Source organism: Thermus scotoductus DSM 8553 (assembly GCF_000381045.1).
GTDB classification, from domain to species: domain Bacteria; phylum Deinococcota; class Deinococci; order Deinococcales; family Thermaceae; genus Thermus; species Thermus scotoductus.
In genome coordinates this window covers 12,316-38,111 of sequence record NZ_KB905730.1, presented here as the reverse complement: position 1 = coordinate 38,111, position 25,796 = coordinate 12,316, and the positions used below count along the sequence as shown (strand labels likewise).

The window sequence follows — 25,796 nt, the reverse complement described above, 5'->3', positions numbered from 1 at the left end:
CATGGAGTGGCTCACCAACCCCGAGGTTTGGATCGCCCTTGTCACCCTCACCGTACTGGAAGTGGTTTTAGGCATAGACAACGTGATCTTCATCAGCATCCTGGCCTCCAAGCTCCCCAAGGAACAGCAGGACCGGGCCCGGGTTATAGGCCTTTCCCTGGCCGCCCTCACCCGCATCCTCTTTCTCCTCTCCATCGCCTGGATCATGGCCTTGAAAAAGCCCCTCTTTGCCGTCTTGGGCCACGAGGTCACGGGCAAGGACCTGGTCCTCATCGCCGGAGGGCTTTTCCTCATCTACAAATCGGTGAAGGAAATCCACGAGAAGCTGGAAGGGGAGCCGGGCCACGCCCTCAAGAGGGTCGCTCCCTCCTTCGCCTCGGTGATTGGGCAGGTGCTTCTTCTGGATATCGTCTTTTCCATAGATTCCGTCATCACCGCCGTGGGCCTCACCCGCTTCGTACCCGTCATGGTGGCGGCCATCCTGATCTCCGTGGCCATTATGCTTCTCGCCTCCAAGGGGATCTACGCCTTCGTGAACCGGCACCCCACGGTGAAGATGCTGGCCCTTTCCTTTCTCCTTTTGGTGGGCTTCACCCTGGTGGCCGAGGGCACGGGGGTGCACATCCCCAAGGGGTACATCTACTTCGCCATGGGCTTCTCCGTGCTGGTGGAGTGGCTAAACCTTCGTGCGGGGCTTAGGGGGAAACCCGTCAAGCTCCACGAGCCCTACGAGGAGGAGGCGTAAAATCGGGCTGGAGGTGCGGTATGGAATACCGGATCGAACGGGACACCATGGGCGAGGTCAAGGTACCGGCGGACCGCTACTGGGGTGCCCAGACCCAGCGTTCCCTCGAGCACTTTAAGATCGGCGCCTGGCGCTTCCGGATGCCCTTGGAGGTGATCCGCGCCTACGGCATGCTGAAGAAAGCGGCGGCCAGAGCCAACCTGGAGCTGGGTGAGCTTCCAGAGGAAATCGCCCGGGCCATCATCCAGGCGGCGGAAGAGGTCATCGCCGGGAAGCTGGACGACCACTTCCCCCTGGTGGTCTTCCAGACGGGAAGCGGCACCCAGACCAACATGAACGTGAACGAGGTCATCGCCAACCGGGCCTCGGAGCTTCTGGGGAAGCCCCTGGGCTCCAAGTACGTTCACCCCAACGACCACGTGAACCGGGGCCAGAGCAGCAACGACACCTTCCCCACCGCCATGTACGTGGCCGTGGCTTTGGCTCTCCGCCAAAGGCTTTACCCGGCGGCAGAGGCCCTCATCGCCACCTTTGAGGAAAAGGCCAAGGCCTTTGACGGCATCGTGAAGGTGGGGCGCACCCACCTGATGGACGCCGTGCCCATTACCCTGGGACAGGAGGTGGGAAGCTGGGCGGCTCAGCTTAAGAACACCCTGGCCATGGTCAAGGAGGCGGAAAAAGGGCTTCATAACCTGGCCATCGGGGGCACCGCGGTGGGGACGGGCCTGAACGCCCACCCCCGTTTCGGGGAGCTGGTGGCCAAGTACCTGGCGGAGGAGACGGGCCTTCCCTTCCGGGTGGCGGAGAACCGCTTCGTCGCCTTGGCCGCCCACGATGAGCTGGTCTTCGCCATGGGGGCCCTCCGGACCCTGGCCGGGGCCCTGATGAAAATCGGCAACGACATCCGCTGGCTGGCCTCCGGGCCCTATGGGGGCATCGGGGAGATCTTCATCCCCGCCAACGAACCCGGGTCCTCCATCATGCCCGGCAAGGTGAACCCTACCCAGGTGGAGGCCCTCACCATGGTGGTGGTGCGGGTCTTCGGCAACGACCACACCGTGGCCTTCGCCGGAAGCCAGGGCAACTTCCAGCTCAACGTGTACAAGCCGGTGATGGTGGATGCGGCCCTCGAGTCCATCAAGCTCCTGGCCGACGCCATGGAGTCCTTCAACGAGAACCTGGCCAAGGGGATAGAGCCCAACCTGGAGCGGATAGAGGAACACCTCCAGAAAAACCCCATGCTGGCCACCGCCTTAAACAAGGCCATCGGCTACGACAAGGCGGCGGAGATCGTGAAGAAGGCCATCAAGGAGAAGAAGACCCTGAAGCAAGCTGCCCTGGAGCTGGGCTACCTCACGGAGGAGGAGTTTGACCGCATCGTGGTGCCCATAAGGCTGGCCAAGCCCCACGAGGGCTAGGGCATTGTGAGCAAACCCACTCCCCTTGGGGGTGGGTCTTTTATAGTGAAATGGGAGGTGCAGTATGCCGTATCCGTTCAAACTTCCGGAACTGGGTTACCCCTACGAGGCCCTCGAGCCCCACATCGACGCCAAGACCATGGAGATCCACCACCAGAAGCACCACGGGGCCTACGTGAACAACCTGAACGCCGCCCTGGAGAAGTACCCCTACCTGCACGGGGCGGAGGTGGAGGTGCTCCTGCGCCACCTGGCCGCCCTGCCCGCGGACATCCAGACCGCGGTGCGCAACAACGGGGGTGGGCACCTGAACCATAGCCTCTTCTGGGAGCTCCTAACCCCCGGGGGAGCCAAGGAGCCGGTGGGGGAACTTAAGAAGGCCATCGACGAGCAGCTTGGGGGCTTCGCCGCCCTGAAGGAGAAGCTCACCCAGGCGGCCATGGCCCGCTTCGGCTCCGGCTGGGCTTGGCTGGTCAAGGATCCCTTCGGCAAGCTCCACGTCATCTCCACCCCCAACCAGGACAACCCCGTCATGGAGGGGTTCACCCCCATCGTGGGCATCGACGTGTGGGAGCACGCCTACTACCTCAAGTACCAAAACCGCCGGGCCGACTACCTCCAGGCCATCTGGAACGTGCTGAACTGGGACAAGGCAGAGGCCTTCTTCCGGAAGGGCTAAGGGAAATCCTCTATAGTCCCCCACCCGGACCCCTCGGGTGGGGGTTTGTCTTCTCCCCCGGTTCCGCCGTCCGCCCAGGGCTACCTGGTGGGTGAGCCTCTGGAAAAGCTCCTCTTCAAAGCCAACCTTGCTATCGGCCAGGGAACCAACAACGGGATTATCCTTGGAGTCCCGCAGGGAAGGCTCCCCCAAGAAGGGGGGGCAGGGTTCCCTCCAAGGACCTCACCGCCAAGGGAATCCTCCACGCTCCCTTGTCCCGCACCCCCGCCGGATTGGAAATAGCCCGGACCTCCACCCCCGGGATGCCCAGGGCCAGGCACGCTCGAGCAAAGGCAGCTCCCTCCATGCTCTCCACCTGGGCCCCCCAGCGCGAGGCCAAAGCCTCCGCCTCCCCCGGGTTTTCCGAAACCCGGTCCCGGGTGAGCCCCACCACCACCTGGAGGTCCAACACCCGGGCCAACGCCCGGGTAAGGCTGGAATCCAGAGGAAACCGGTTGTAGTAGGCCTTCCCCGCCACCTCCAAGGCGGGAAAGCCCAAGGGCTTAAGGCCCTCCTGGGTACCCAGGTCCGCCTCCACCTCCTCCCCCACCAGGACCACATCCCCAGGAAGGAGGCTCGAGCCCGGGTAGGCCCCGGCGATGCCGAAAAGCAAAGCCTTCTCCGCCGGGTTCCGGCTGGCCCAGGCGGCCAGGGTAAGGGCCATGTTCACCTTGCCCACGCCGGTTTCCAGCCAGACAAAGCCCTCTCCCCTAAGCCCCTTTCTCCCCAGGAAGGAGAAGGGTTCGCCCCGGAGGAAGGAGGCCTCGAGGGCCGTGGGGGAGAGGAGGAGCCACATCACTCCACCACCTTAAACCCCAAGGCCTCCGCCCGCTCCACGAAAAACTGGATGTTCTCCGCCTTCACCTCGCCCCCCAGGCTCTTGCGATCGAAGGCCTCCTCTGCCGCCAGGATCATGGTCTCCGCCAGGCAGGCGGGCACCTGGTCGGGGGCACCGAAGTGCAGGTCCAAGGTGGCCCGCGCCCTCCCGGGAAGCCGCACCACCCCCCCGGGGATGACCCTGACCCCCGGCACCTCCCTCACCGAGGGGTGCACGTCGGGGGGCACCCCCTCGTCGTAGATCCAGGCCCCTGGCTTCACGTGTTCAGGGTAGATCACCGGGTTCGGATCGCTGGTGGCGGTGAAGACCAGGTCCGCCTCCCGGATGGCGGCCACCTCGGTGGTCACCGCGATCTCGGGGGCTTGCCCCTTGCGCTCCAGGTTCTTGCGCAGGCTGTCCGCCGCCTTTTCCAGCCTTTCCCTATCCCTTCCCACCAGGATGAGCCGCCCCACCAAGGGAGCGATCTGCCGGGCAATGCCGAAGGCCACCACCCCGTTCGCCCCCACCACCGCCGCCGTGGTCTTCTTAAGGTCCTTCCCACTTTGGGCAAAGTGGGCCAGGATGCTGGGGATGGCCGCCTTCACCGTGCCGGCGGTGTAGGCCCCCCCGTTCGTCACCTCTATATCCGGCACCGCCTCCTGTACCCTCTTGCCCTTCTCCCCCACCACGCTCCAAAAGGCCCCTAAGCCTACCACCGTGGCCCCAAGCTCCTTGGCGAGCCTGGCCCCTTGGACGGCCCGCCTTACCGCCAGCTCCGGCTTGGCCTTGATCTGGTGGGGTAGCAGGGGAGCGGAGATGAGGTGGCACAAAACCTCCCGGCCATCCGCCGTCCTCACCCCCCTCACCTCCCCCACCTTCATGGGACGGAAAAGCTCCGCCAGGCGCTCTATCCAGGCCTGTTTCAAAAGCCCCAGGCGCACCAGGGGCCGGGCCCAGCGGAAACGGGGGCTTTGCCAGAAATCCTCCACCGTGAGGGGATGGATGAGAAAGGCGCAAACCACCTGCCTTTCCGAGGGCAGGGGCAGGGGACTACCCAGCCTGGGCTCGGTGCCTTCCAGGATACGGCCCAGGTTCTCCTTGTAGCGCCAAAGGGCCAGGAGAAAAAGCAAGCCCCCAAGGACCTTGGCTCCAAGGGGAAACCCACCGAAAAGGAGGACGCCAAAGAGGCCCAGGGGAAGCCCCAGGGCCCCCAAGGAGGCATAGCCCGTGAGGGCGTAAAGGGCAAGGCCCAAGGCCACGGGGACCATGCCCCAGGCTGGCTCCAGGGGTAGCCCCGCCAGCACCCCCAAAAGAACCCCCGCCCCCTTGGCCCGAAGGGGCCAGGGATCCCGGAAGAAGAGGGGATAAAGGTGGCCCAGGTAGACCGCCACCCCCAGGGCCAAAAGCTCCTCCACGCCAAGCCCCAAGCCTCTCCCCAGGGCCAGGGGCAAGTACCCCTTGGCGAAGTCCAGGAGGAAGGCCAAAAGGGTAAGGCCCGGCCCAAGCCGCCTCAAGGCCGTTTCCAAACCCAGGGTGTAGGGGCTTGCCGTGCGCAGGTCCACGCCCCGCCGCCTGGCCAGCCAGTACCCCAAGGGCAAGGCGCCCAGGGCATAGGAAAGGGGCAAGAGGACGAACATCATCGCAGGTAGTTTAGCCCGACCACCGCCCCACCGGTAAGGAGGAGAACGATAAGCCCAGCAGCCAGCACCCCCAGGGAGATGGCCAGGAGGGCGTAGCGCCCTTTTAGACCCAAGACCACCGCCAGCACCGCCCCGCTCCAGGCCCCGGTGCCCGGCAAGGGCACGGCCACGAAGAGGAAAAGGCCCAGGGCCCCCAGGCGCTGCACCTGCTCCTCCCCCTTGAGGCGCACCCGGGCCTCGAGGGCCGCCCAGAGCTTGGCCAGGAAGGGCACCCGGGTCAGAAGCGCCACCGCCCAAGGCAAAAGGAAGAGGGCCACCGGGGCCACCAGCAGGTTGCCCAGGAGGGCCAAAAGGAAAACCTCTCCTGGGGAAAGCCCCAGGGCCACCCCCAGGGGAATGGCTCCCCTCAGCTCCACCACCGGCAGGGCGGCCACCAGGATCACGTAGAGTTCAGGAGGCATGCTCACAAAAGGAAACCCGCCGCCAGATCGGGACGGGATCCGGACGGCGGGTCACGGGAAACAATGCCTTAGGCGCGGGCTGCCTTGGCCTTCTCCACCAGCTCGGCAAAGGCCTGGGGCTCCCGCACCGCCAAATCGGCCAGCACCTTGCGGTCCAGCTCCACCCCCGCCTTCTTCAGGCCGTGGATAAAGCTGGAGTAGTTCAGGCCGTGCTGGCGGCAGGCGGCATTGATGCGCACGATCCAGAGCTTGCGGAAATCCCGCTTCTTGCGCTTGCGGTGGGCATAAGCGTAGTTGCCCGCAGCGAAAAGGGTCTCCCGGGCCTTGCGGACGCTCTTGGAGCGGAGGCCCCAGTACCCCTTCGCCAGCTTGAGGATCTTCTTGTGCTTCCTGCGGCGAACGACACCGGTTTTGGCGCGCGGCATCCTCTACCTCCTCACTCGTAGGGCAACAGGAGCTTGATCCGCTCCGCCTCGGCCTTGGCCAGGACAAACTTCCGCCCCTTCTGACGGATGGTCTTCCCCGACTTGTGCCAGTTGAGGTGCCGCTTTCCGGTCTTCATGGCCATCACCTTGCCCGAAGCGGTCACCTTCACCCGCTTCTTGGCGCCCTTGTGGGTCTTCATCTTCGGCATACCCTTCCTCCAAGCCCTGGGAAGCGCCCCAAACGGGGTCTTGCGGGCTCCCCAAAGCCCTCACACTATACCAAAGGGCAACGGAAAGGTCTAGGCTTACGCCATTTAGCCCCCATGGGGCTGACCTAGGCTTATGCCATTTAGCCCCCATGGGGCTGACCTAGGCTTACGCCATCTAGCCCTTACGGGGCTGGCCTAGGCGGATACCTTGGCCGGGGCCAGGAGCATGTTCATATCCCGGCCCAAAAGCTCGGGCTTCATCTCCACCACGGCCAGGCCCTTCAGGTCCTCGGCCACCCGCTCGAGAAGCCTCTCCCCCAGCTCGGGATGGGACATCTCCCGTCCGCGGAACATGATGGTGACCTTGACCTTGTGGCCTTCGGCCAGAAAGCGCTTGATATGGTTCAGCTTGGTCTGATAGTCGTGGTCGTCGATTTTGACCCGGAACTTGATGGACTTCACCTCGGTGCGCTTGGCCTTCTTGCGGGCCTCCTTCTCCGCCACCTGCTGCTCGTAGCGCCACTTGGAGTAGTCCATGATGCGGGCCACGGGAGGATCGGCGGTGGGGCCCACCAGCACCAGGTCCAGGTCCTGCTCCTGGGCCAGGCGCAAGGCATCCCGGGTGTCCATGATGCCCAGCTGCTGCCCATCGGCCCCGATCACCCGCACCTGCCGTGCTCGAATGCGTTCGTTAACCAGATACTCCTTTATCTACACCACCTCCTAGCCCGCGGGCTCTCCCTGCATGGCTTGCGGGCTAAGGGGAGTGTAGCAGGAAAACCCCCGCCCCTACAATGGGGGCATGGTTCAGGTGGAGAGAGGTCGGATCTATCGGGTTTTCCTCAACGACCCAGAGCGACGTAACCCCCTTTCCCCGGAGATGGTGGAGGGGCTTTTGCAGGCCCTCGAGGAAGCGGAGAAGGATCCCAAGGCCCGGGTCCTGGTCCTTTCGGGGCGGGGAAGCGCTTTCAGCGCCGGGGCTGACCTAGCCTTTTTGGAGAAGGTGACGGAGCTTGGGGCCGAGGAGAACTACCGCCACTCCCTTTCCCTCATGCGCCTCTTCCACCGCCTCTACACCTTCCCCAAGCCCACGGTGGCCGCGGTGAACGGGCCGGCGGTGGCGGGCGGGGCGGGTCTGGCCACCGCCTGCGACCTATTGGTCATGGACCAGGAGGCCAAGCTGGGCTACACCGAGGTGAAGATCGGCTTTGTGGCCGCTTTGGTCTCGGTGATCCTGGTGCGGGCCGTGGGGGAAAAGGTGGCCAAGGACCTCCTCCTCACGGGCCGCCTGGTGGGGGCGGAGGAGGCCAAGGCGTTGGGCCTGGCCAACCGGATCGCCAGGCCCGGTAAAGCCCTGGAGGAAGCCCTGGCTCTTGCGGAGGAGTTGGCCAAGAACGCCCCCACCTCCTTGCGCCTCACCAAGGAGCTTCTCCTGGCCCTGCCGGGGATGGGCCTCGAGGATGGCTTCCGCCTGGCGGCCTTGGCCAACGCTTGGGTCCGGGAAACCGGGGACCTTAAAGAGGGCATCCGGGCCTTCTTCGAGAAACGGTCGCCTAGGTTTTGAAAAGCATAGCCTTGGGGCCTTAGGAAGGTTCGGAGCAGCTGGCAAGGGCTATACTCCCCTTATGGGCCTCGTTCCCCCTTGCTTCATCACCGAAATCGTGGAAAAGGACCTGCGGGAAGGGAAGTACAAAAAGCTCCTTACCCGCTTTCCTCCGGAGCCCAACGGCTATTTGCACATCGGCCATGCCCGGAGCATCGTGCTGAACTTCGGCCTGGCCCTGGACTATGGAGGCGAGTGCAATCTGCGCTACGACGACACCAACCCGGAAACGGAAAAGGAGGAGTACGCCCGGGCCATAGAGGAGGACGTGCGCTGGCTGGGCTTTACCCCGGACAGGGTCCTCTACGCCTCCGACTACTTTGAGACCATGTACCAGTGCGCCCTGGTCCTCATCCAGGAGGGCAAAGCCTATGTGGACGACCTCTCGGAAAAGGAGATGAGCGAGCTCAGGGCCCAGGGAAAGCCAAGCCCCTACCGGAACCGGAGTGTGGAGGAAAACCTGGAACTCTTTGAAAGGATGCGCCGGGGGGAGTTCCCCACGGGGAGCCGGGTCCTAAGGGCCAAGATCGACCCGGCCCACCCCAACTTCAAGCTGCGGGACCCCGTGCTCTACCGCATCGTGCACGCCCCCCACTACCATGCGGGGGACCGCTGGGTGATCTATCCTCTCTACGACTACGCCCATCCCCTGGAAGACTTCATCGAAGGCGTCAGCCACTCCCTTTGCACCCTGGAGTTCGAGAACAACCGGGCCATCTACGACTGGGTGATCGAGAACCTGAAGGGGAAGTGCGGCCTTCCCCTTTCCCCCAGGCCCTACCAGTACGAGTTTGCCCGCCTGGACCTCACCCACACGGTGCTCTCCAAGCGGAAGCTCATCAAGCTGGTAGAGGGGGGCTTCGTCTCTGGCTGGGACGACCCCAGGCTTCCCACCCTAAGGGCCCTAAGGCGGCGGGGGGTGCGCCCCGAGGCCATCAGGGAGTTCGTGCGGCGCACCGGCATCTCCCGCAACGAGGCCCGCATCGAGATGGAGCTCTTTGAGGAGGTGGTGCGGGACGATCTGAACCCCATTGCCCCCAGGGTCTTGGGGGTTTTGGAACCCTTAAGGGTGGTCCTCACCAACTACCAGGGGGAGGAGTGGGTGGATGCCCCTTACTGGCCCCGGGACATCGGCAAGGAAGGGGCAAGGCCTCTACCCTTCTCCCAGGAGATTTACATAGAGCGGTCCGACTTCAGCCTCAATCCCCCCAAGGGCTGGAAGCGCCTCGCCCCGGGGCAAAGGGTGCGCCTGCGGCACGCCTACGTGATGGAGCTGGAAGACGTGGTGGAGGAAAACGGCGAGGTAAAGCTTCTGAAGGCCCGCATCGTTCCCGGCACCCTGGGGGCCAACCCCGAGGACGGCATCAAGCCCAAAGGGGTCATCCACTGGGTTTCCGCCCGGCACGCCCTGCCCGTGGAGTTCAGGCTTTATGACAGGCTTTTCCTGACCGAGGACCCCGAGGAGGGTGGGGATTTCCTGAAGAACCTGAACCCAAGGGCCCTCGAGGTCAAGCAGGGCTTCATCGAACCCAGCGTGGCCCAGGATCCTCCGGACACCCGCTACCAGCTGGAGAGGCTGGGCTACTTCTGGCAGGACCCGGTGGACTCCCGCCCAGGGCGGCTGGTGATGAACCGCATCGTGCCCCTAAAGGAGGGCTACCGGCCCTCCTAGGGGAAGCCAGGGTGAAGCGAGATAACGCTGGCGCAAGCCAGGCTGGGGCAGTCTTAAAGCCCTACGCTCACCCCCAGGGCCCCTCCTATCCCGAAACTGCGACTGGGGGCCAGGTAGTAGACGGGATGAAGCTCCAGGTACACCCCCAGGAGGGGCAAGGGCAGGTTCAGCCAGGTGCCCAAGACCGCCCGTAGGCCCGCATGGCCCCGGGCATCCTGGGGCAGGGTAAGGGCCGGCCCCGTGCCATAAAACCCCCCAAGGCCCAGGTAGAAATCGGTGAGGGGAAGCTTAAGAAGCAGGTCCACCCCACCTCCCATAGCCTCGAGGCCCACACCTCCGTACACCCGCCCATCCAGCAGGAGGGGCACCAGGGGGAAGCGCAACCCCCCCTGCACTCCAAAGGGGCTTCCCCCACTCACCTCAGCCCGCTGGGCCAGACCCAAGGCCAAAACCACCACAATCGCCGCAAGCCACCTACGCATGCCGAACCTCCTCCAAAAGCACTTCCACCCGGGCCATGCGAGCCCGGTGGGCCCCGGGTTCGTAATCCACCAGGACCCCATCCACCTTGAGCATCCCCAGGGCCCTGAGGAAGGCCTCCTTCAAGGCCCGGGTCTCTAGGGCGCTCACCCGCATCCCTAGCTCAGGATGCCGGGCCAGGAAGCCCTGGGCCAGGGCCTCGGAGGTCCAGATGCCGGAAAGCCTCTGCCCCAAGACCTCCAAAACCAGGTGCTCCCCAGGCTCCCCCTCCAGGATGTACCAGGGCCCCGAGAGATCCATCCCCCGGCATAATACCCCTCGTGAGGCTGGACCGCTACCTGGTGGAAAGGGGCCTGGCGGAAAGCCGGGAGAAGGCCCAGAGGCTCATCCAATCCGGCCAGGTCAAGGTGGCCGGACAGGTGGTGACCAAGCCCGCCCACAGGGTACCGGATGGAGCCCGGGTGGAACTCCTCTCGCCGGAACGGTACGTGAGCCGGGGAGCCTACAAACTGCTGGGGGCCCTCGAGGCCTTTGCCGTGAAGGTGGAGGGCAAGGTGGCCGCGGACCTAGGGGCCAGCACCGGAGGCTTTACCCAGGTCCTCATGGAAAGGGGGGTCCAAAGGGTTTACGCGGTGGACGTGGGGAAGGGGCAACTCCACCCCCGCCTAAAAGGGGATCCCCGGGTGGTGAGCCTCGAGGAGCAGGATGTCCGCACCCTGGCCTTGCCCGAACCCGTGGACCTGGTGGTCATGGACGTCTCCTTCATCTCCTCCACCCTGCTTCTACCCAAGGTGCGGGAGATCCTCAAACCAGGGGGTGAGGCCCTAATCCTGGTCAAGCCCCAGTTTGAGCTGGGGCCTGGGGTGCACAAGGGGGTGGTGCGGGACGAGGCCCTGCGGCAAAAGGCCCTGGCCCGGGTACGGGAAAAAGCCTTGGAGCTCGGCTTTCAGGTCCTGGGGGAAACGGAAAGCCCCTTGCCAGGCAAGGAGGGGAACCGGGAGTTCTGGCTTTGGCTTGGATTCATCCTAGAAGAAGACCGAGGCTTAAAGCCCTGACCGGCCCCAAGGGCCACCCCGCATCCCAAAGCGGGCGGAGGTTAAAATCCAGAATATGGATATTCAGACCCTTGAGAACTGGCTATGGGATGCCGCCTGCGCTATCCGGGGCCCAGTGGATGCTCCCAAGTTCAAGGACTACATCCTGCCGCTCATTTTCCTCAAGCGGCTCTCGGATGTGTTTGAGGACGAGGTGGCGCGTAGGGCGCAAGTGCTTGGCGGTGAAAAGGTTGTCCTCGACCTGCTGGAACAGGAGCGCCAGAGGGGCCAGGTAACGCTGGTGCGCTTCTTCATCCCCAAGAATGCCCGCTGGCAGGCCATTCGCCGGCAGACCACGGGGCTAGGGCAGTATCTCACGGACGCGGTGCGTGCCGTGGCCCGGGAAAACCCCTCCCTGGCCGGCGTGATTGACATGGTGGATTTCAACGCCACCGCCGCCGGCCAGCGCATCATCTCCGATGAGCACCTGAAATCGCTGATTGATGTGCTCTCGCGTCATCGGCTGGGGCTTGAAGACGTGGAGCCCGACATCCTGGGCCGCGCCTACGAGTACCTTTTGCGCAAGTTTGCCGAGGGGCAGGGGCAGTCGGCCGGCGAATTCTACACGCCGCGCGAGGTGGCCATCCTCATGGCGCGCCTATTGGAGCCTGAGCCTGGCATGACGGTCTATGACCCCGCCTGCGGCTCAGGGGGCCTTCTCATCAAGTGCCACCTGCGCCTATTGGAGTGCTTTGGAACCATGGAAAATGGGCACCTAAGGCTGCCCAACCAGATCAAGCCCCTGCGGCTTTTCGGCCAGGAAATCAACCCGGCCACCTTTGCCATGGCCCGCATGAACGCCGTGATCCACGACATGGAGGCCGAGATTCGCCTGGGCGACACCATGCGCAACCCCGCCTTTCGCGATGCGGCCGGCCGCCTGATGACCTTTGACCTGGTCACCGCCAACCCCATGTGGAACCAGAACTTCTCCACAGATCTCTACGAAAACGATCCCTACGACCGGTTTCGCTTTGGCATTCCGCCCTCTTCCAGTGCGGATTGGGGCTGGCTGCAGCATATGTTAGCTTCCTTGAGTGAAACGGGCCGCATGGCCGTGGTGTTGGACACCGGCGCGGTGAGCCGGGGCAGCGGCAACCAAGGCTCTAACCGTGAGCGGGACATTCGCAAGGCCTTCGTGGAGCGGGACCTGATCGAGGCGGTCATCCTGCTGCCGGAAAACCTGTTTTACAACACCACCGCGCCGGGCATCATCATTGTGATCAACCGCCGAAAGCGCCACCCGGGGGAAATCCTGCTCATCAACGCCAGCCAGCAGTTCGCCAAGGGACGCCCCAAAAACTACCTGACGGAGGAACACATTAAGACCATCGCCAATCTCTATCACAACTGGGAAGCACGGGAGGGACTATCTGCCATCATCACAAAAGACGAGGCTGCCCGCAACGATTACAACCTATCGCCAAGCCGCTACGTGAGCGTAAACGGCAGCGAAGAGACCTTGCCCCTGGAGGAGGCGCTGGTGCGGCTGGAAGAAGCGGAGGAAGAGCGCGCCCAAGCCGAGGAGAACTTGCGCGAGGTGCTGCGGGTTTTGCTTTCCCTTGGGTGGAGGTGAGAGGGGATGAAGATAGAAGCAATTCCCGCTGAGGCCACGAGGTTCAAAGAGACCGAACTGGGACCTTTGCCCGAGGAGTGGAGGGTGGTGAGGTTGGGGGAGGTTTTGACACCTGTCTATAAGAAGTTGCGTGAAACTTTGGTAGAGGACGATGAAGTCTACCGTCTTTTGACCGTAAGACTTTATGCCAAAGGGATCACGCTGCGTTCAGAAGAAAAAGGCAATCGGATCAAAACTAAGAAACTGTACTGTACGAAGTCTGGTGACTTCGTATTTTCAAAAATAGACGCTCGTAATGGAGCATGGGGATTTGTCACAGATGAGTTGGAAGGTGGGCTTGTTAGCGGCGATTTTCCTATCTTGACACTTGAACGTCATAAAGCAGACCAGTCCTTTATAGAGCTGCAATTAGCCCAACCTACCGTCTGGGAACCGCTGAGAAATATCGCGGTTGGAACAACAAATAGAAGGCGGTTGCATACATTTCAGCTTCTTCAGGTGGCAGTTGCTCTCCCGCCCCTCGCCGAGCAGCGCGCTATCGCCTATGTTCTGCGGACGGTGCAGGAGGCCAAGGAGGCCACCGAGCGCGTCATCGCCGCGCTGCGGGAACTGAAGAAGAGCCTAATGCGGCATCTCTTCACCTACGGCCCTGTGCCCGTGGACGCCATTGAGCGCGTGGAATTGAAGGAGACCGAAATCGGCCCCCTCCCCGCCCACTGGCGGGTGGTGAGGTTGGGGGAGGTGGCTTCGATCGGCCCGGCTCGCGTTGCTCGAGAACATCATGAATATATTCCTTTTATTCCAATGTCGCTTATTCCAGAAAATGGAACTACTATTTCTCGTTGGGAATTGAGATTGCCTCGAGAAGTGCGTAGTGGGGTACTTATCTTGGAATGTGATTTCCTTTTGTCAAAAATTACGCCATGTCTTGAAAATGGAAAACAGGGGGTTGTAAGAAACCTTCCGGGTGGCTGGGGATACGCAACAACCGAGGTCTTTCCTATTCGTCCTAATAGCGCACTAATAACAGAATTTTTAGCTTTGTATCTTTTACAACCAGATGTTCGACAAAGCCTTGCTTCCAAGATGGAAGGGACAACTGGAAGACGACGGCTTCCGAAAGCAGTTGTCCAATCCCTGCAAATCCCTCTCCCCCCTCTCCCCGAACAGCAGGAAATTGCCCGCATGCTGCAGGCCGTGGACGCCCGCATCGAGGCCGAGGAGAAGAAGAAAGCCGCGCTGGAGGCGCTCTTCAAAACTCTGCTTCACCACCTGATGACGGCCAAGATCCGGCTGCCCGAGGAATTCGTGGCGCGATTCGCGGAGGCGACGCCATGACCCGATACGACCCCCGACGCCACCATCGCCGTTCCATCCGGTTGAAGGGATACGATTACACCCAACCGGGCGCGTATTTCGTCACCATCTGCGCCCACGAGCGCGCCCCTCTGTTCGGCGACGTGGTGGACGGGGAAATGCGGTTGAACGAAATGGGGGAAATCGTGCGCGCGGAATGGTTCAAAACGGTCCAATTGCGGCCGTACGTGGTGTTGCATGAAGACGAATTCGTGGTCATGCCCAACCACATCCACGGCATCATTTGGATCGTGGACGATGTAGGGGCGACGCGGCGCGTCGCCCCTACCAAAACCAACCCACCCGCCGGCCCCGCGCCGGGTTCTATTGGTGCCATTGTGGGTGCATTCAAATCCGCGGTCACGCGGCGCATCAACCAACGGCGCGGCACACCCGGCGTGCGGGTATGGCAACGCAATTATTACGAACACATCATTCGCCACGAACGGGCCTTGAACGCCATCCGGCGCTACATCGCCGAAAACCCCCTGCGCTGGCACCTGGACCGCTACAACCCTCACGCCACCGGCACCGATCCCCAGGCGCAGGAGATCTGGCAAATGATGAAGGAGAATGCCCGAACGGTAGGGCGACGCGCCCCCACAGGAGGCCAGTCATGAGCCTCGGTAGTGAGCGCAAGGCGGTACAAGAGCCCCTCATCCGTTATGCAGAAGAAGCCGGCTGGGAGTATCTGCCTTCGGAGGAGGCCCGGAGGCTCCGCGGTGGGGAAAATAGCCCTATCCTGCGGGCCGTGTTCGTCGAGCAGATTCAGCGCCTCAACCCGGGCGTGGTGGACTCGGTGGTCAAGGCGGAGGAGGTCCTGAGCCGTTTGGTCCGCGTGCGCCCCAACATCGAGGGGAACCTGGAGGCTTGGGAGTACCTCAAGGGGCTCAAGACCGTCTTTGTGGAGGCCGAGCGCCGTGAGCGGAACGTCCGCCTGCTCGACGCTGCGAACATAGAGGCCAATCGCTTCCACGTCACCGACGAGTTCACCTTCACCAACGGGACCCACACCATCCGCCCGGATGTGGTCTTCCTGGTCAACGGGATCCCCGTGATCGTGCTCGAGACCAAGGCGGCCACCCGTGGGGAGGGCATCGCCGAGGCCTTTGACCAAATCCGCCGCTACCACCAGGAAGCCCCCGACTTGATGGCCCAGGCGCAGCTTTTTGCTCTCACGCACCTGGTGCAGTTCTTCTACGGCGCCACCTGGTCGCTTTCCCGTAAAACCCTCTTCAACTGGAAGGAGGAAAGCGGCGCCGGGGATTTTGAGACCCTGGTCAAGTCCTTTGTAGCGCCCCGCCGCGTGCTGCGGGTCCTCACCGACTACATCCTTTTTGCCCGCAAAGATGGCGAACTCAGCAAAGTCATCCTGCGGCCGCACCAGATGCGCGCCGTGGAGCGCGTCCTTGCGCGCGCCCACGACCCCCAAAAGAGGCGCGGGCTCGTCTGGCACACGCAAGGCTCTGGCAAGACCTACACCATGCTCACCATCGCCCGCCTGCTCATCGAAGACCCGCGGTTTGAAAACCCCACCGTGCTCCTCATCGTGGACCGCAACGAACTGGAACAACAACTCTTCCAGAACCTGGAGGCAATCGGTTTTGGACATGTTCACCTGGCAAATTCCAAGCGTCACCTGCGTGATTTGCTCAAAGCCGACACGCGCGGGCTCATCGTCTCGATGATCCACAAATTTGACGACATGCCGGCCAACCTGAACCCTCGGCGCAACATCTTCGTGCTGGTGGACGAGGCGCACCGTTCCACCGGCGGGGATTTGGGCAACTACCTGATGGGCGCCCTGCCCCACGCCACCTTCATCGGCTTCACCGGCACGCCCATTGACCGCACCGCGCACGGCAAAGGCACCTTCAAAACCTTCGGCACCGACGACCCGCAAGGCTATTTGGATAAGTACTCCATCCGCGAATCCATTGAGGACGGCACCACCGTCCCCCTGCACTATCAACTTGCTCCCAACGACCTCATCGTCGACCGCGAGGCCATGGAAAGGGAATTTTGGGCAGCCGCGGAACTGGAGGGCGTGGCCGACGTGGAGGAAATTAACCGCGTCCTGGACCGCGCCGTAACCCTGACCAACATGCTCAAGAACCCGGAAAGGGTGGACAAGATCGCCCGCTTCGTGGCCGAGCACTTCAAGAGCTATGTGCAGCCCATGGGTTACAAGGCCTTCCTCGTGGCCGTTGACCGCGAGGCCTGCGTCCTTTACAAAGAAGCCCTCGACCGTTACCTCCCGCCCGAATGGAGCGCCGTCGTCATCAGCACCGGGCACAACGACCCCCCACATCTCAAGCGTTACCACTTAAGCGAGGAGGAGGAAACCCGCCTGCGCAAAGCCTTCCGCAAGCCGGGCGAGAACCCGCAAATCTTCATCGTCACCGAAAAGCTCCTCACCGGCTACGACGCCCCTATCCTATACTGCATGTACCTGGACAAGCCCTTGCGCGACCACGTCCTACTGCAAGCCATCGCCCGCGTGAACCGCCCCTACGAGAGCGAGGACGGCCAGCGCAAGACGACGGGCTTGATCCTGGACTTTGTGGGTATTTTTGATAATCTGGAACGGGCGCTGGCGTTTGATTCCAAAGACGTGAGCGGCGTGGTGGAGGGTATTGAGGTCCTGCGGGAGCGCTTTGCGGAATTGATGAGGCAAGGACGGGCGGCATATCTCACCCCGGACAGGGCCTCGGTGGCGTATGATGACAAACTGGCCGAAGAAGTATTGCTGCGCTTCCGCGATAAAAAACTGCGCGAAGGCTTCTACCGTTACTTCCGCCAACTGGAAGAACTCTACGAAATTCTCTCGCCCGACCCCTTTTTGCGCCCTTACCTGGAGGATTACCAGCGCCTCTTGGAGATGTACCGCCTGCTACGCGCCGCTTACGAGCCGCACGTTCCGGTGGACAAATCCTTCCTGCGCAAGACCGCGCAAATCGTCCAGCAACACAGCCACACCAGTGCCGTTCGTGAACCCCAAGAGACTTACGAACTGGGACCGGAGGCCTTGCTGACCCTGCTCGCTGAGGAAAAACGCGCAACGGTCAAAGTTTTCAACCTGCTCAAAGAACTGCACCGCCTGGTGGAAGAAAAGGGGCGTGCCGCGCCATACCTGCTTTCCATCGGCGAGCGGGCCGAGGAGATCCGCCGCCGCTTCGAGGAACAGCAAATTGAGTCACAGCAAGCCCTCCGCGAACTGGAAGAGTTGGTGCGGCAACTGAACGCTGCCCATGCCGAGCGCGAGTCCAGCCCGCTCTCCCAGCAAGCCTTCGCCGTGGAGTGGTGGCTGCGCACCCACGGGGTGGATGCCTCGCAGGCGATGCAGGTAGCCAATGACATGGAAGCCGCCTTCGCCGAATTCCCTCACTGGACGCATAGCGCTAAACAAGAAGGCGACCTGCGCGCCCGCCTCTACAAAAGTCTGATGGGAATCGGCGTGAAAGAAGTTGTTGCTTGGACTGATGCCATCCTGAACTTCCTAAGGAGGGCAGCGGAATGAAAAAGGCCGCCACCCCCAAATGGCAGCCGTTGGAACAAACCGTACCTGTTGACGTGTTCCGCACCGAGGTCGAAGCATGGGCAAAGCGGTTGGGGGTAAGTCCGCGTGAGATTCACATCCGCCCCATGAAGCGCAAATGGGCGAGCTGCTCCTCGCGCGGCAGGCTGACCTTCTCCACCGAACTCTTAAACCAGCCCGCCGAGTTTCGCCGGGAGGTTATTGTGCACGAGCTTTTGCACCTGAAGATCCCCAACCACGGCCGGCTTTTCAAAGCCTTGCTCAAGGCCTACCTCGAGCTGGGGAAAGACCCTGAGGTCGAGCCCTCCCCCAGGGAGGCAAAGCCCCTCTAGTCCTCGAGCTCAGGGCCCTTTAAGCCACTCCTCGGCGATCTGCACGGCGTTTAGGGCAGCCCCCTTGAGGAGCTGGTCCCCCACCACGAAGAAGTCCAGGCCGTTCTCAAAGGCGAGGCTCTTCCGAATCCGCCCCACCTCCACGTTCCACTTGCCGCTGGCGGTGAGGGGCATGGGGTAGCGCCTGGCCAGGGGCTCGTCCACCACCTCTACCCCTTTGGCCTGGGCCAGGACCTCCCGGGCCGCCTCCGGGGAGACGGGCCTTTCAAACTCCACGCTCACCGCCTCGGCATGGGCCCTAAGGGTGGGCACCCGCACCGCGGTGGCGCTGATCCTTAGGGAATCGTCCCCAAAGATCTTGTGGGTCTCCCACACCACCTTCATCTCCTCCCGGGTATAGCCGTTTTCCTGGAAGGTATCTATGTGAGGGATGACGTTGAAGGGCAAAGGGTGGGCGAAGACCTCGGCCACCGGGCTTTCCCCGTGCAGGTAGCGGTGGGTTTCCCTTAATAGCTCCTCCATCCCCTTGGCCCCGGCCCCGCTGGCCGCCTGGTAGGTGGCCACGATGACCCGCTTCGCCCGAAAGGCCCGGTGCAGGGGCCAAAGGGCCATGACCAGGATGGCCGTGGTGCAGTTGGGGTTGGCAATGATGCCCTGGTGTTGGAAGATTCGCTCCCGGTTCACCTCTGGCACCACCAGGGGCACATGGGGCTCGTAGCGCCAGGCGCTGGAGTTGTCGATCACCAAGGCTCCCCCTTGGGCCCAAACGGGGGCCAGGGCCTTGGAAAGGGACCCTCCGGCGCTGGCCAGCACCAGGTCCACGGGCAGAGGCCCCTCGGGAAGGGGCTCCACCGGAATGGCCTCCCCCCGGAAGACCATGGTCTTGCCCGCAGAGCGGGGGGAAGCGTACAGCCTAAGCTCACTCAAGGGAAAGTTCCGGGCCTCGAGGACCTTGAGGATCTCCTGCCCCACGGCTCCCGTGGCCCCCACCACGGCCACCCTCATCCTCTCTCCTCCTTGCTGGCCACCCAGAAGCCCACCATGGTTTCGCCTCCCAGACCTTCTTCACCCAAAGGGCTACCCCAGCACCTTGGCCCGCAGAAGGGCTGGACCCCGCAGGGGAAGGACCTCGTCCTCCTTTAGATCCAGCAAAGCCAAGGTGTTTCCCTCATGGTCCACAAACTCGACCATGTAGCCACCCTTGGGATAGACCAGGACCACCGCACCCACATCCCCCGCCTCGAGGCCCACTTCCCTGTGGTCGCGCTTAAGAACCACCAGATCGTGCTCGCGGATCATTTCTCCCTCCACGGGTAAGCGGTCACCAAGCGAAAGGTATCCTCTCCCTCCCCACGATACCAAACGCTTTGCAGGAGAACCGGACCCGTGGGGCAGACCAAAGGGCCCCTTGGGACCAAGACCTCCCCTACCACCTGAGCTTCTCCCGCAAAAACCCCTCCAGCTCCTCCACGTGAAGTCGGATCTGCTCCATGGTGTCCCGGTCCCGCACGGTGACCGTGTCCTTGAGCCGGGTGGTCCCATCCTTGCTCTGCCCGATGGTGTCGTAGTCCACGGTGATGGCGAAGGGGGTGCCCACCTCGTCGTGGCGGCGGTAGGCTTTGCCGATGTTGCCGGTGTCCTCGTAGAGGATCCGGCCCAACCCCAGGGCCTGGAGCCGGGCCTTCAAACGCTTGGCGTACTCGGTGATCTCCGGGCGGTTCCTGACCAGGGGGATGACCGCCACCTTGATGGGGGCGAGCTGGGGCTTAAGCTTTAGGACGATGCGTTCCTCCCCATTCGGAAGCTCCTCCCGGGTGAAGGCCTCCGACAGGAGGGCCAAGACCCCCCGGTCCACCCCGGCCGAGGGCTCGATCACGTAGGGGACAAACCACTTGCCGGTATCGGGGTCCCGGTAAGCCAGGCGGGCGGTGGAGTGCTCGTTTTTAAGCACCCGGGCAGTGATGCCAAGCTCCTCCTGGTCCTTGGTGTGGCTCCCCAGGTCAAAGTCCGTGCGGTTGGCGATCCCCTCCAGCTCCTCGAGGCCATGGGGAAAGCGGTAGAGGATGTCCACCGTGGCCTTGGCGTAGTGGGCCAGCTCCTCGGGGGGCTGCTCGTAGGGGACCAGGTTATCTCGGCTTAAGCCCATCTCCTGCCACCACCGAAGCCTCTCCTCCACCCAGTAACGGTGCCAGTACTCGTCCTCCCCCGGGCGGACGAAGTACTCGATCTCCATCTGCTCAAACTCCCGCACCCGGAAGATGAAATTCCTGGGGGTGATCTCGTTGCGGAAGGCCTTGCCGATCTGGGCGATGCCGAAGGGAAGCTTCCGGCTCGTGCTGTCCAGGACGTTCTTGAAGTTCACGAAGATGCCCTGGGCGGTCTCCGGGCGCAAGTAGGCCAGGGAAGCCTCGTCCTCCACCGGGCCCACGTAGGTCTTGAACATCATGTTGAAGTAACGGGGTGGGGTCCAGTCCCCGGGCTCAGCGGTGGCGGGATCCAGCACCCCGGCTGCGGTCATGGCCCCCCCAGCCCTTTCCGGGGCCTGCATCATGGCCTGGACCAGGGCATGAAGGTTATCCTCCTCCACCTCCATGGCCCGGTAGAGCCTCCTGAGCACCTCTTCCGGCTGGTCTTTGAGGAGGTGGTCCAGGCGGTAGCGCTTCTTGGTGATGCGGTTATCCACCATGGGATCGGCAAAGGTGGCCTCGTGGCCGGAATAGTACAGGACCAAGCGGTGGGTGAGGACGCTAGCATCCAACCCCTCCATGTCGTCCCGCTCGTAGACGTTCCTCCGCCACCAGGCCTGCTTCAGGTTGTTCTTGAGCTCCACCCCCAAAGGACCGTAGTCGTAGGTCCCCTGGAGGCCCCCGTAGATCTCGGAGCCCTGAAAGATAAACCCCCTGCGTTTGCAAAGCGCCACCAGTTCATCAAGGGTGCTCGCTGGCATCGTTCCTCCCAAAGGGGGCCTAGGCCCCCGGTTACAGGGCATATTACCGGAAGGAGGGGCCAAGGCACCACGGGAACCCATGGTGAGCCCAGGCGCAAACCCCCGCCCATGCCCGGCTTACGCTAGAATAGGTGACGAGGGGAGCATGAACAGGTACGACGATCGCGCCAGGCTGGTTTTCCACTACGCAAGGGAGGAGGGGAGCCGCTTAGGCCACTCCATGATCGGCCCAGAGCACCTCCTCCTGGGCCTGATGCGCGAGGGGGGTACAGCGGCCCGCATCCTCCAGGAGTACGGGGCAAGCCTCGAGGCCATGCGCCGCATGGTGGAGGAGCTGGTGGGCCGCGGCGAGGGGAGCCGCACCGGAGAACCCCCTGCCATTACGCCCAGGGCCAGGCGGGTCATGGAGCTGGCCAGCGCCGAGGCCCGCAACATGGGGGCCCCGGTGATCGGCACCGAGCACATCCTCCTGGGCATCATCCGAGAGGGGGACGGGATCGCCTACCGCATCCTCTCCCACTTCGCCAAGGACGTGGACGCCATTCGCTGGCGTATCCTCTCCATGGCCGAGGGCCGGGAGCGGGAAAAGCCGGTGAACACGCCCTTCCTGGACGAGTACGGCCGTGACCTCACCAAGGAGGCCCGGGAGGGCAAGCTGGATCCCGTCATCGGCCGGCAGGAGGAGATCAACCGGGTGATCCAGATCCTGGCCCGGCGCTCCAAGAACAACCCCGTGCTCATCGGGGACCCGGGAGTGGGCAAGACGGCCATCGTGGAGGGGTTGGCCCAGGCCATCGTGGAAGGCCGGGTGCCCCCCATCCTCAAGGGTGCCCGGGTGGTGGCCATTGACCTCGCCGGGGTGGTGGCGGGCACCAAGTACCGGGGGGAGTTTGAGGAGCGCCTGCGCCAGATCATCGAGGAGCTCAAAAACGCCAAGGTCATCGCCTTCATTGACGAGCTTCACACCCTGATCGGGGCCGGGGGGGCCGAGGGTACCCTGGATGCCGCCAACATCCTGAAACCCGCCCTGGCCCGAGGGGAGATCCAGGTGATCGGGGCCACCACCACCGGGGAGTACCACCGCTACATAGAGAAGGACGCGGCCCTGGAGCGGCGCTTCCAGCCGGTGATCGTCCTGGAGCCCTCCCCGGAGGAAACCTTGGAGATCCTCAAAGGCCTCCGTCCCCGCTACGAGGCCCACCACGGGGTCATCATCCCCGACGAGGTCCTGGAGCTTTCCGTCAAGATCGGCATCCGTTCCCTCCCAGGGCGCAACTTCCCCGACAAGGCCATTGACCTCATTGACGAGGCGGCCTCGAGGGTCCGCCTGAACGCCTCCCTGGGCCTCCCCGTGGCCGAGGAGGAGGACGGGACCCCCGTGGTGACCCGGGAGGACATCGAGGCGGTGGTGGACTCCTGGGGTGGGATCTACGTGGACGACAAGGACGACGAGAAGCTCATGCGCCTCGAGGAGGAGCTTAGAAAGCGGGTGGTGGGCCAGGAGGAGGCCATCCGCGCTCTGGCCAGCGCCCTTAGGCGGGCCCGGGTGGGTCTGGGAGGCCGGACCCGGGTGGCAGCCAGCTTCCTCTTCGTGGGCCAAAGCGGGGTGGGCAAGACCCAGCTGGCCAAGGCCCTGGCCGAGGTGCTCTTCGGCTCCGAGCGGGCCCTCATCCGCTTTGACATGTCCGAGTTCCAGGAGCCCCACTCCGTTTCCAAGCTGATCGGGGCCCCTCCCGGCTACGTGGGCTACGAGCAGGGGGGCCGGCTCACGGAGGCGGTGCGCCGCCAGCCCTTCAGCGTGGTGCTCCTGGACGAGATTGAGAAGGCCCACCCCGACATCTACAACACCTTTCTCCAGGTCCTGGACGAGGGGCGCCTCACCGACGGCATGGGGCGGACCGTGGACTTCCGCCGAGTCATCCTCATCATGACCTCCAACACCGGCTACAACGTGGGCCCGGCCATCGGCTTCACCAGCAAGGAAGTGGACACGGAATCCCCCCTCAAGTCCCTCTTTACCCCCGAGTTCCTGGACCGCCTGGACGAGGTGATCCGCTTCCGCCCCCTCACGGAGGAGGAGCTGGTGCAGGTGGCCCGGATGATGCTGGACGACATCCAGAAGGAGCTGCAATCCCGGGACATCACCGTGCGCTTTGCCCCCGAGGTGGCCCGGTTCGTGGTGGAGCAGGCCCCCAAGACGGGGAGCGCCCGGGCCATCCGGAGCATCATCCGGGAACGCATCGAAGATCCCCTCTCCCTGGCCCTCCTCAAAAAACCCACCGGCCACCTCTACGTGAACGTGGAGGATGGGCACCTGGCCTTCCACGAGGTGGAGGGCGAGGAGCTTTTGGTCTAGATGTTCCCAGGAATCCCAAGGCCCTGCCTCCTCCCCTCGAGGGGGCCGTTTTTTCTCGGGCCCCTCGAGGCCTGAACCCATGGCCAAGACCTCCTATACCTGCGTGGAATGCGGTTACCGCACCCCCAAGCCCCTGGGGCGCTGCCCGGCCTGCGGTGCCTGGGAGAGCTTCCAGGAGGTAGCCCCCTCCCCCCGTGCCCCATCCCGCCAAGCCCACCTGGAAGCCCCCTCGCCGATTTCCCTCTCCCAGGTGAACGAGGCCGAGGAGAAGCGCTTCTCCTCTGGTCTTTCCGAGGTGGACCGGGTCTTGGGCGGGGGGTTCGTGCCGGGGGAGGTGGTCCTCCTGGGGGGAGAACCCGGGGTGGGCAAGAGCACCCTCCTTCTGGAGCTGGCCAAGCACCTCACCAGGAAGGTCTACTACCTGGCCGGAGAGGAATCCCCGGCCCAGATCAAGCTGAGGGCGAGGAGGCTTGGGGTAAAAGAGCTCCTTCTCCTAAAGGAAACCCGCCTGGAACCCCTTCTTTCCCTCCTGGAGCGGGATCCTCCTGAGGTGCTTTTCGTGGATTCCATACAGACGATTGAGGCAGGGGGAAGCCCAGGTAGCCTGGTGGCGGTGCGGGAGGCCACCCACGCCTTCGTGCGCCTGGCCAAGGAGGGGGGCATCACCACCCTTTTGGTGGGCCACGTGACCAAGGAGGGGGTGGTGGCCGGGCCCAAGAGCATAGAGCATGCGGTGGACGCCACCCTCTACCTGGAAAGCGCCGGGGTCTACCGGGTCTTGCGCAGCGCCAAGAACCGCTTCGGCCCCGTGGGGGAGCTCGGGGTCTTCCGCATGGAGGAGGAGGGCCTGGTGGAGGTGCAGAATCCCTCGGAGGCCTTCCTTCTGGAAAGGCCCCTCGGGGTTCCGGGAAGCGCCATCGCCCTGGCCCTGGCGGGAGAAAGAGCCCTGGCCCTCGAGGTCCAAGCCCTGGCCGCCAGAACCCCCTTCCCCGCCCCCAGGAGGGTGGTCCAGGGCCTGGACGCCAGGCGGGTGGACATGGTCCTGGCGGTCCTGGAAAGGCGGCTTGGCCTTCCCCTAGGGAACCTGGACATCTACGTGAACCTGGCAGGAGGGCTTAAGGTGCAGGACCCGGGCCTGGATCTGGCGGTGGCCTTGGCGGTGTATTCTGCGGTGGTGGGCAAGGCCCTGCCCTCGGACCTGGCGGTGCTGGGGGAGGTAGGTCTTTTGGGCGAGGTGAGGAGCGTCATGGGATTGGAAAGGCGGCTTAGGGAAGGGGAGCGGGCGGGGTTTTCCCGCTTTGTGCATCCGGGGAACACCCGCTCCTTGGGGAAAGCGGTGGAGCAGTACCTGGAATGAGCCCTCGCCTCCTTCTCTATCTACTTTTCGCCTTCCTGGGCTACCAGCTGGCGGCGGCCCTGGAGGGCCTGGGCCTCCTTTCCCACTCGGCCGGCCTCCTTTCCCTCAACCGCCTGTATTTGACCCTGGCCGGCCTGCTGACCGGGGTTCTCCTGGCCCCAAGACTCGAAAGCCTCTGGGAAAGACGGCTTGGGCGCCTCAGGGAGCTTCCCCCGGAAGTGCCCGTGGCCCTGACCCTAGGGGCCACGCTGGGCCTCCTCTTTACGGTTCTGGTAACCAGCCTCCTTTCCCAGATCCCAGGGTTTTCCCCTTACCATAGCCTCCTCCTGGCCCTCTTTCTGGTGGGGCTTTTCTCCTACCTGGCCCTGGGCTACAAGGACTACCTGCGCCTTCCCCAAACCCCCCGCCGCCCCCAAGGGGGCAAGGTGCTGGACACCAGCGTCCTGGTGGACGGCAGGGTAGCGGAGGTGGCGGCCACGGGGTTCCTGGAAGGCCCTCTTTACGTGCCCCACTTTGTCCTCAAAGAGCTCCAGCACTTCGCCGACAGCCCCGACCCCCTCAAGCGGGCCAAGGGCAGGCGGGGCCTGGAAACCCTGGAGAGGCTTAAGGAGCTTGTGGTCCTCGAGGTCCTGGAGGAAGCCCCCAAGGGGGAAAGCGTGGACGAGAAGCTCCTCTTCCTGGCCCGGGACCTAACAGCCGCCCTGGTAACCAACGACCTGGCCCTTTTGCAAATGGCCAGGATCTACGGGGTTAAGGCCCTTTCCGTCCAGGCCCTGGCCCAGGCCCTCCGTCCCCAGCTCAAGGTGGGGGACACCCTGAAGCTTCTCATCCTCAAGGAAGGCAAGGAGCCCCACCAGGGGGTGGGCTACCTGGAGGATGGCTCCATGGTGGTGGTGGATGGGGGGATCCGCTACCGGGGCCAGGAGGTGGAGGTGGTCATCACCCAGGCCATCCAGACCCAGGTGGGCCGCCTCTTCTTCGCCCAGCCTGCCGCCGAAGCGCAAAGCTAATGGCCGAAAGCCCGGTAGCTTATAATGCCTAACGGCCTTGGC

The 25,796-nt window shown here is 63.5% G+C and carries 25 protein-coding genes; 14 read left to right on the top strand and 11 right to left on the bottom strand.

Features of this window, described 5'->3' with window-relative positions:
* Nucleotide 1: 1 nt before the first annotated feature.
* The 3 genes from F604_RS0101010 (at nt 2) to F604_RS0101000 (ending at nt 2,842) form a co-directional block, all read left to right on the top strand.
* Complete coding sequence (locus tag F604_RS0101010) at nt 2-745, top strand: TerC family protein (RefSeq protein WP_019550050.1); 744 nt, start codon at nt 2-4, stop codon at nt 743-745.
* A gap of 20 nt (nt 746-765) precedes the next feature.
* The gene (gene fumC / locus F604_RS0101005) at nt 766-2,163 is read left to right on the top strand and encodes a class II fumarate hydratase (protein ID WP_019550049.1); all 1,398 of its coding nucleotides are present in this window, start codon (nt 766-768) and stop codon (nt 2,161-2,163) included.
* 64 nt (nt 2,164-2,227) lie between these two features.
* Nucleotides 2,228-2,842, top strand: a complete 615-nt coding sequence (locus F604_RS0101000) for a superoxide dismutase (RefSeq protein ID WP_019550048.1) — start codon at nt 2,228-2,230, stop codon at nt 2,840-2,842.
* Nucleotides 2,843-2,999: 157 nt separating this feature from the next.
* Here the strand turns inward: F604_RS0101000 and mqnB are convergent, their stop codons facing one another.
* From mqnB to infC, 6 genes are all read right to left on the bottom strand, one after another.
* The gene (gene mqnB, locus F604_RS0100995; RefSeq protein WP_019550047.1) at nt 3,000-3,677 is read right to left on the bottom strand and encodes a futalosine hydrolase; all 678 of its coding nucleotides are present in this window, start codon (nt 3,675-3,677) and stop codon (nt 3,000-3,002) included.
* On the bottom strand, nt 3,677-5,338 hold the full coding sequence (locus F604_RS0100990) for a glycerol-3-phosphate acyltransferase (RefSeq protein WP_026328895.1): 1,662 nt from the start codon (nt 5,336-5,338) through the stop codon (nt 3,677-3,679). The genes mqnB and F604_RS0100990 overlap by 1 nt, the downstream gene beginning before the upstream one ends.
* On the bottom strand, nt 5,335-5,799 hold the full coding sequence (locus F604_RS0100985) for a COG2426 family protein (protein ID WP_019550045.1): 465 nt from the start codon (nt 5,797-5,799) through the stop codon (nt 5,335-5,337). Before F604_RS0100985 ends, F604_RS0100990 begins: the two co-directional genes overlap by 4 nt.
* A 68-nt stretch (nt 5,800-5,867) precedes the next feature.
* A complete protein-coding gene (gene rplT, locus F604_RS0100980; RefSeq protein WP_015716736.1) occupies nt 5,868-6,224 on the bottom strand; it encodes a 50S ribosomal protein L20 in 357 nt (118 codons plus the stop codon).
* Nucleotides 6,225-6,235: 11 nt separating this feature from the next.
* Complete coding sequence (rpmI, locus tag F604_RS0100975; RefSeq protein WP_019550044.1) at nt 6,236-6,433, bottom strand: 50S ribosomal protein L35; 198 nt, start codon at nt 6,431-6,433, stop codon at nt 6,236-6,238.
* A 195-nt stretch (nt 6,434-6,628) separates the two neighbouring features.
* Nucleotides 6,629-7,144, bottom strand: a complete 516-nt coding sequence (gene infC / locus F604_RS0100970) for a translation initiation factor IF-3 (protein ID WP_026328894.1) — start codon at nt 7,142-7,144, stop codon at nt 6,629-6,631.
* Nucleotides 7,145-7,235: 91 nt separating this feature from the next.
* Between infC and F604_RS0100965 the strand changes: the two genes are divergently transcribed.
* Nucleotides 7,236-7,997, top strand: a complete 762-nt coding sequence (locus F604_RS0100965) for an enoyl-CoA hydratase/isomerase family protein (RefSeq protein WP_019550042.1) — start codon at nt 7,236-7,238, stop codon at nt 7,995-7,997.
* Between the two features lie 61 nt (nt 7,998-8,058).
* The gene (locus F604_RS0100960) at nt 8,059-9,708 is read left to right on the top strand and encodes a glutamine--tRNA ligase/YqeY domain fusion protein (RefSeq protein ID WP_019550041.1); all 1,650 of its coding nucleotides are present in this window, start codon (nt 8,059-8,061) and stop codon (nt 9,706-9,708) included.
* Nucleotides 9,709-9,761: 53 nt separating this feature from the next.
* Here the strand turns inward: F604_RS0100960 and F604_RS0100955 are convergent, their stop codons facing one another.
* Together F604_RS0100955 and F604_RS0100950 are read right to left on the bottom strand one after the other, a co-directional pair.
* Complete coding sequence (locus F604_RS0100955; RefSeq protein WP_019550040.1) at nt 9,762-10,190, bottom strand: hypothetical protein; 429 nt, start codon at nt 10,188-10,190, stop codon at nt 9,762-9,764.
* Nucleotides 10,183-10,488 (bottom strand): DUF3234 domain-containing protein, encoded by a 306-nt coding sequence (locus F604_RS0100950; protein WP_015716729.1) that lies wholly within the window; start codon nt 10,486-10,488, stop codon nt 10,183-10,185. Before F604_RS0100950 ends, F604_RS0100955 begins: the two co-directional genes overlap by 8 nt.
* Nucleotides 10,489-10,508: 20 nt before the next feature.
* Here F604_RS0100950 and F604_RS0100945 point away from each other — a divergent pair, with 20 nt between their 5' ends.
* Genes F604_RS0100945 through F604_RS0100915 form a run of 6 tightly spaced genes read left to right on the top strand, consistent with a single transcriptional unit; the run spans nt 10,509 to nt 18,084 of the window.
* Nucleotides 10,509-11,243 carry a TlyA family RNA methyltransferase gene (locus F604_RS0100945; RefSeq protein ID WP_019550039.1) on the top strand — a complete coding sequence of 245 codons (735 nt, stop codon included), beginning with the start codon at nt 10,509-10,511 and terminating at the stop codon, nt 11,241-11,243.
* Between the two features lie 55 nt (nt 11,244-11,298).
* On the top strand, nt 11,299-12,858 hold the full coding sequence (locus F604_RS0100940; RefSeq protein ID WP_019550038.1) for a type I restriction-modification system subunit M: 1,560 nt from the start codon (nt 11,299-11,301) through the stop codon (nt 12,856-12,858).
* Between the two features lie 6 nt (nt 12,859-12,864).
* Entirely contained in the window at nt 12,865-14,196 is a 1,332-nt protein-coding gene (locus tag F604_RS11735) for a restriction endonuclease subunit S (protein ID WP_051080476.1), read from the top strand.
* Nucleotides 14,193-14,834, top strand: coding sequence for a transposase (locus tag F604_RS0100925; RefSeq protein WP_019550035.1), 642 nt, complete (start codon nt 14,193-14,195; stop codon nt 14,832-14,834). The genes F604_RS11735 and F604_RS0100925 overlap by 4 nt, the downstream gene beginning before the upstream one ends.
* A complete protein-coding gene (locus tag F604_RS0100920) occupies nt 14,831-17,734 on the top strand; it encodes a type I restriction endonuclease subunit R (RefSeq protein ID WP_019550034.1) in 2,904 nt (967 codons plus the stop codon). The genes F604_RS0100925 and F604_RS0100920 overlap by 4 nt, the downstream gene beginning before the upstream one ends.
* Nucleotides 17,731-18,084: a M48 metallopeptidase family protein gene (locus F604_RS0100915; RefSeq protein WP_019550033.1), complete on the top strand. Its 354-nt coding sequence runs from the start codon at nt 17,731-17,733 to the stop codon at nt 18,082-18,084. Before F604_RS0100920 ends, F604_RS0100915 begins: the two co-directional genes overlap by 4 nt.
* Nucleotides 18,085-18,093: 9 nt before the next feature.
* On the opposite strand, the gene F604_RS0100910 is transcribed toward F604_RS0100915, so the two are convergent.
* The 3 genes from F604_RS0100910 to F604_RS0100900 form a co-directional block, all read right to left on the bottom strand.
* Nucleotides 18,094-19,089 (bottom strand): aspartate-semialdehyde dehydrogenase, encoded by a 996-nt coding sequence (locus F604_RS0100910; RefSeq protein ID WP_019550032.1) that lies wholly within the window; start codon nt 19,087-19,089, stop codon nt 18,094-18,096.
* Between the two features lie 72 nt (nt 19,090-19,161).
* The gene (locus F604_RS0100905) at nt 19,162-19,383 is read right to left on the bottom strand and encodes a DUF4926 domain-containing protein (protein WP_019550031.1); all 222 of its coding nucleotides are present in this window, start codon (nt 19,381-19,383) and stop codon (nt 19,162-19,164) included.
* 127 nt (nt 19,384-19,510) lie between these two features.
* Entirely contained in the window at nt 19,511-21,031 is a 1,521-nt protein-coding gene (locus F604_RS0100900) for a glycine--tRNA ligase (protein ID WP_019550030.1), read from the bottom strand.
* A 145-nt stretch (nt 21,032-21,176) separates the two neighbouring features.
* Here F604_RS0100900 and F604_RS0100895 point away from each other — a divergent pair, with 145 nt between their 5' ends.
* The 3 genes from F604_RS0100895 (at nt 21,177) to F604_RS0100885 (ending at nt 25,754) form a co-directional block, all read left to right on the top strand.
* Nucleotides 21,177-23,387 (top strand): ATP-dependent Clp protease ATP-binding subunit, encoded by a 2,211-nt coding sequence (locus F604_RS0100895; RefSeq protein WP_026328893.1) that lies wholly within the window; start codon nt 21,177-21,179, stop codon nt 23,385-23,387.
* A 79-nt stretch (nt 23,388-23,466) separates the two neighbouring features.
* Nucleotides 23,467-24,744, top strand: a complete 1,278-nt coding sequence (gene radA / locus F604_RS0100890) for a DNA repair protein RadA (protein WP_019550028.1) — start codon at nt 23,467-23,469, stop codon at nt 24,742-24,744.
* Entirely contained in the window at nt 24,741-25,754 is a 1,014-nt protein-coding gene (locus F604_RS0100885) for a PIN/TRAM domain-containing protein (protein ID WP_019550027.1), read from the top strand. Before radA ends, F604_RS0100885 begins: the two co-directional genes overlap by 4 nt.
* Nucleotides 25,755-25,796: the final 42 nt, after the last annotated feature.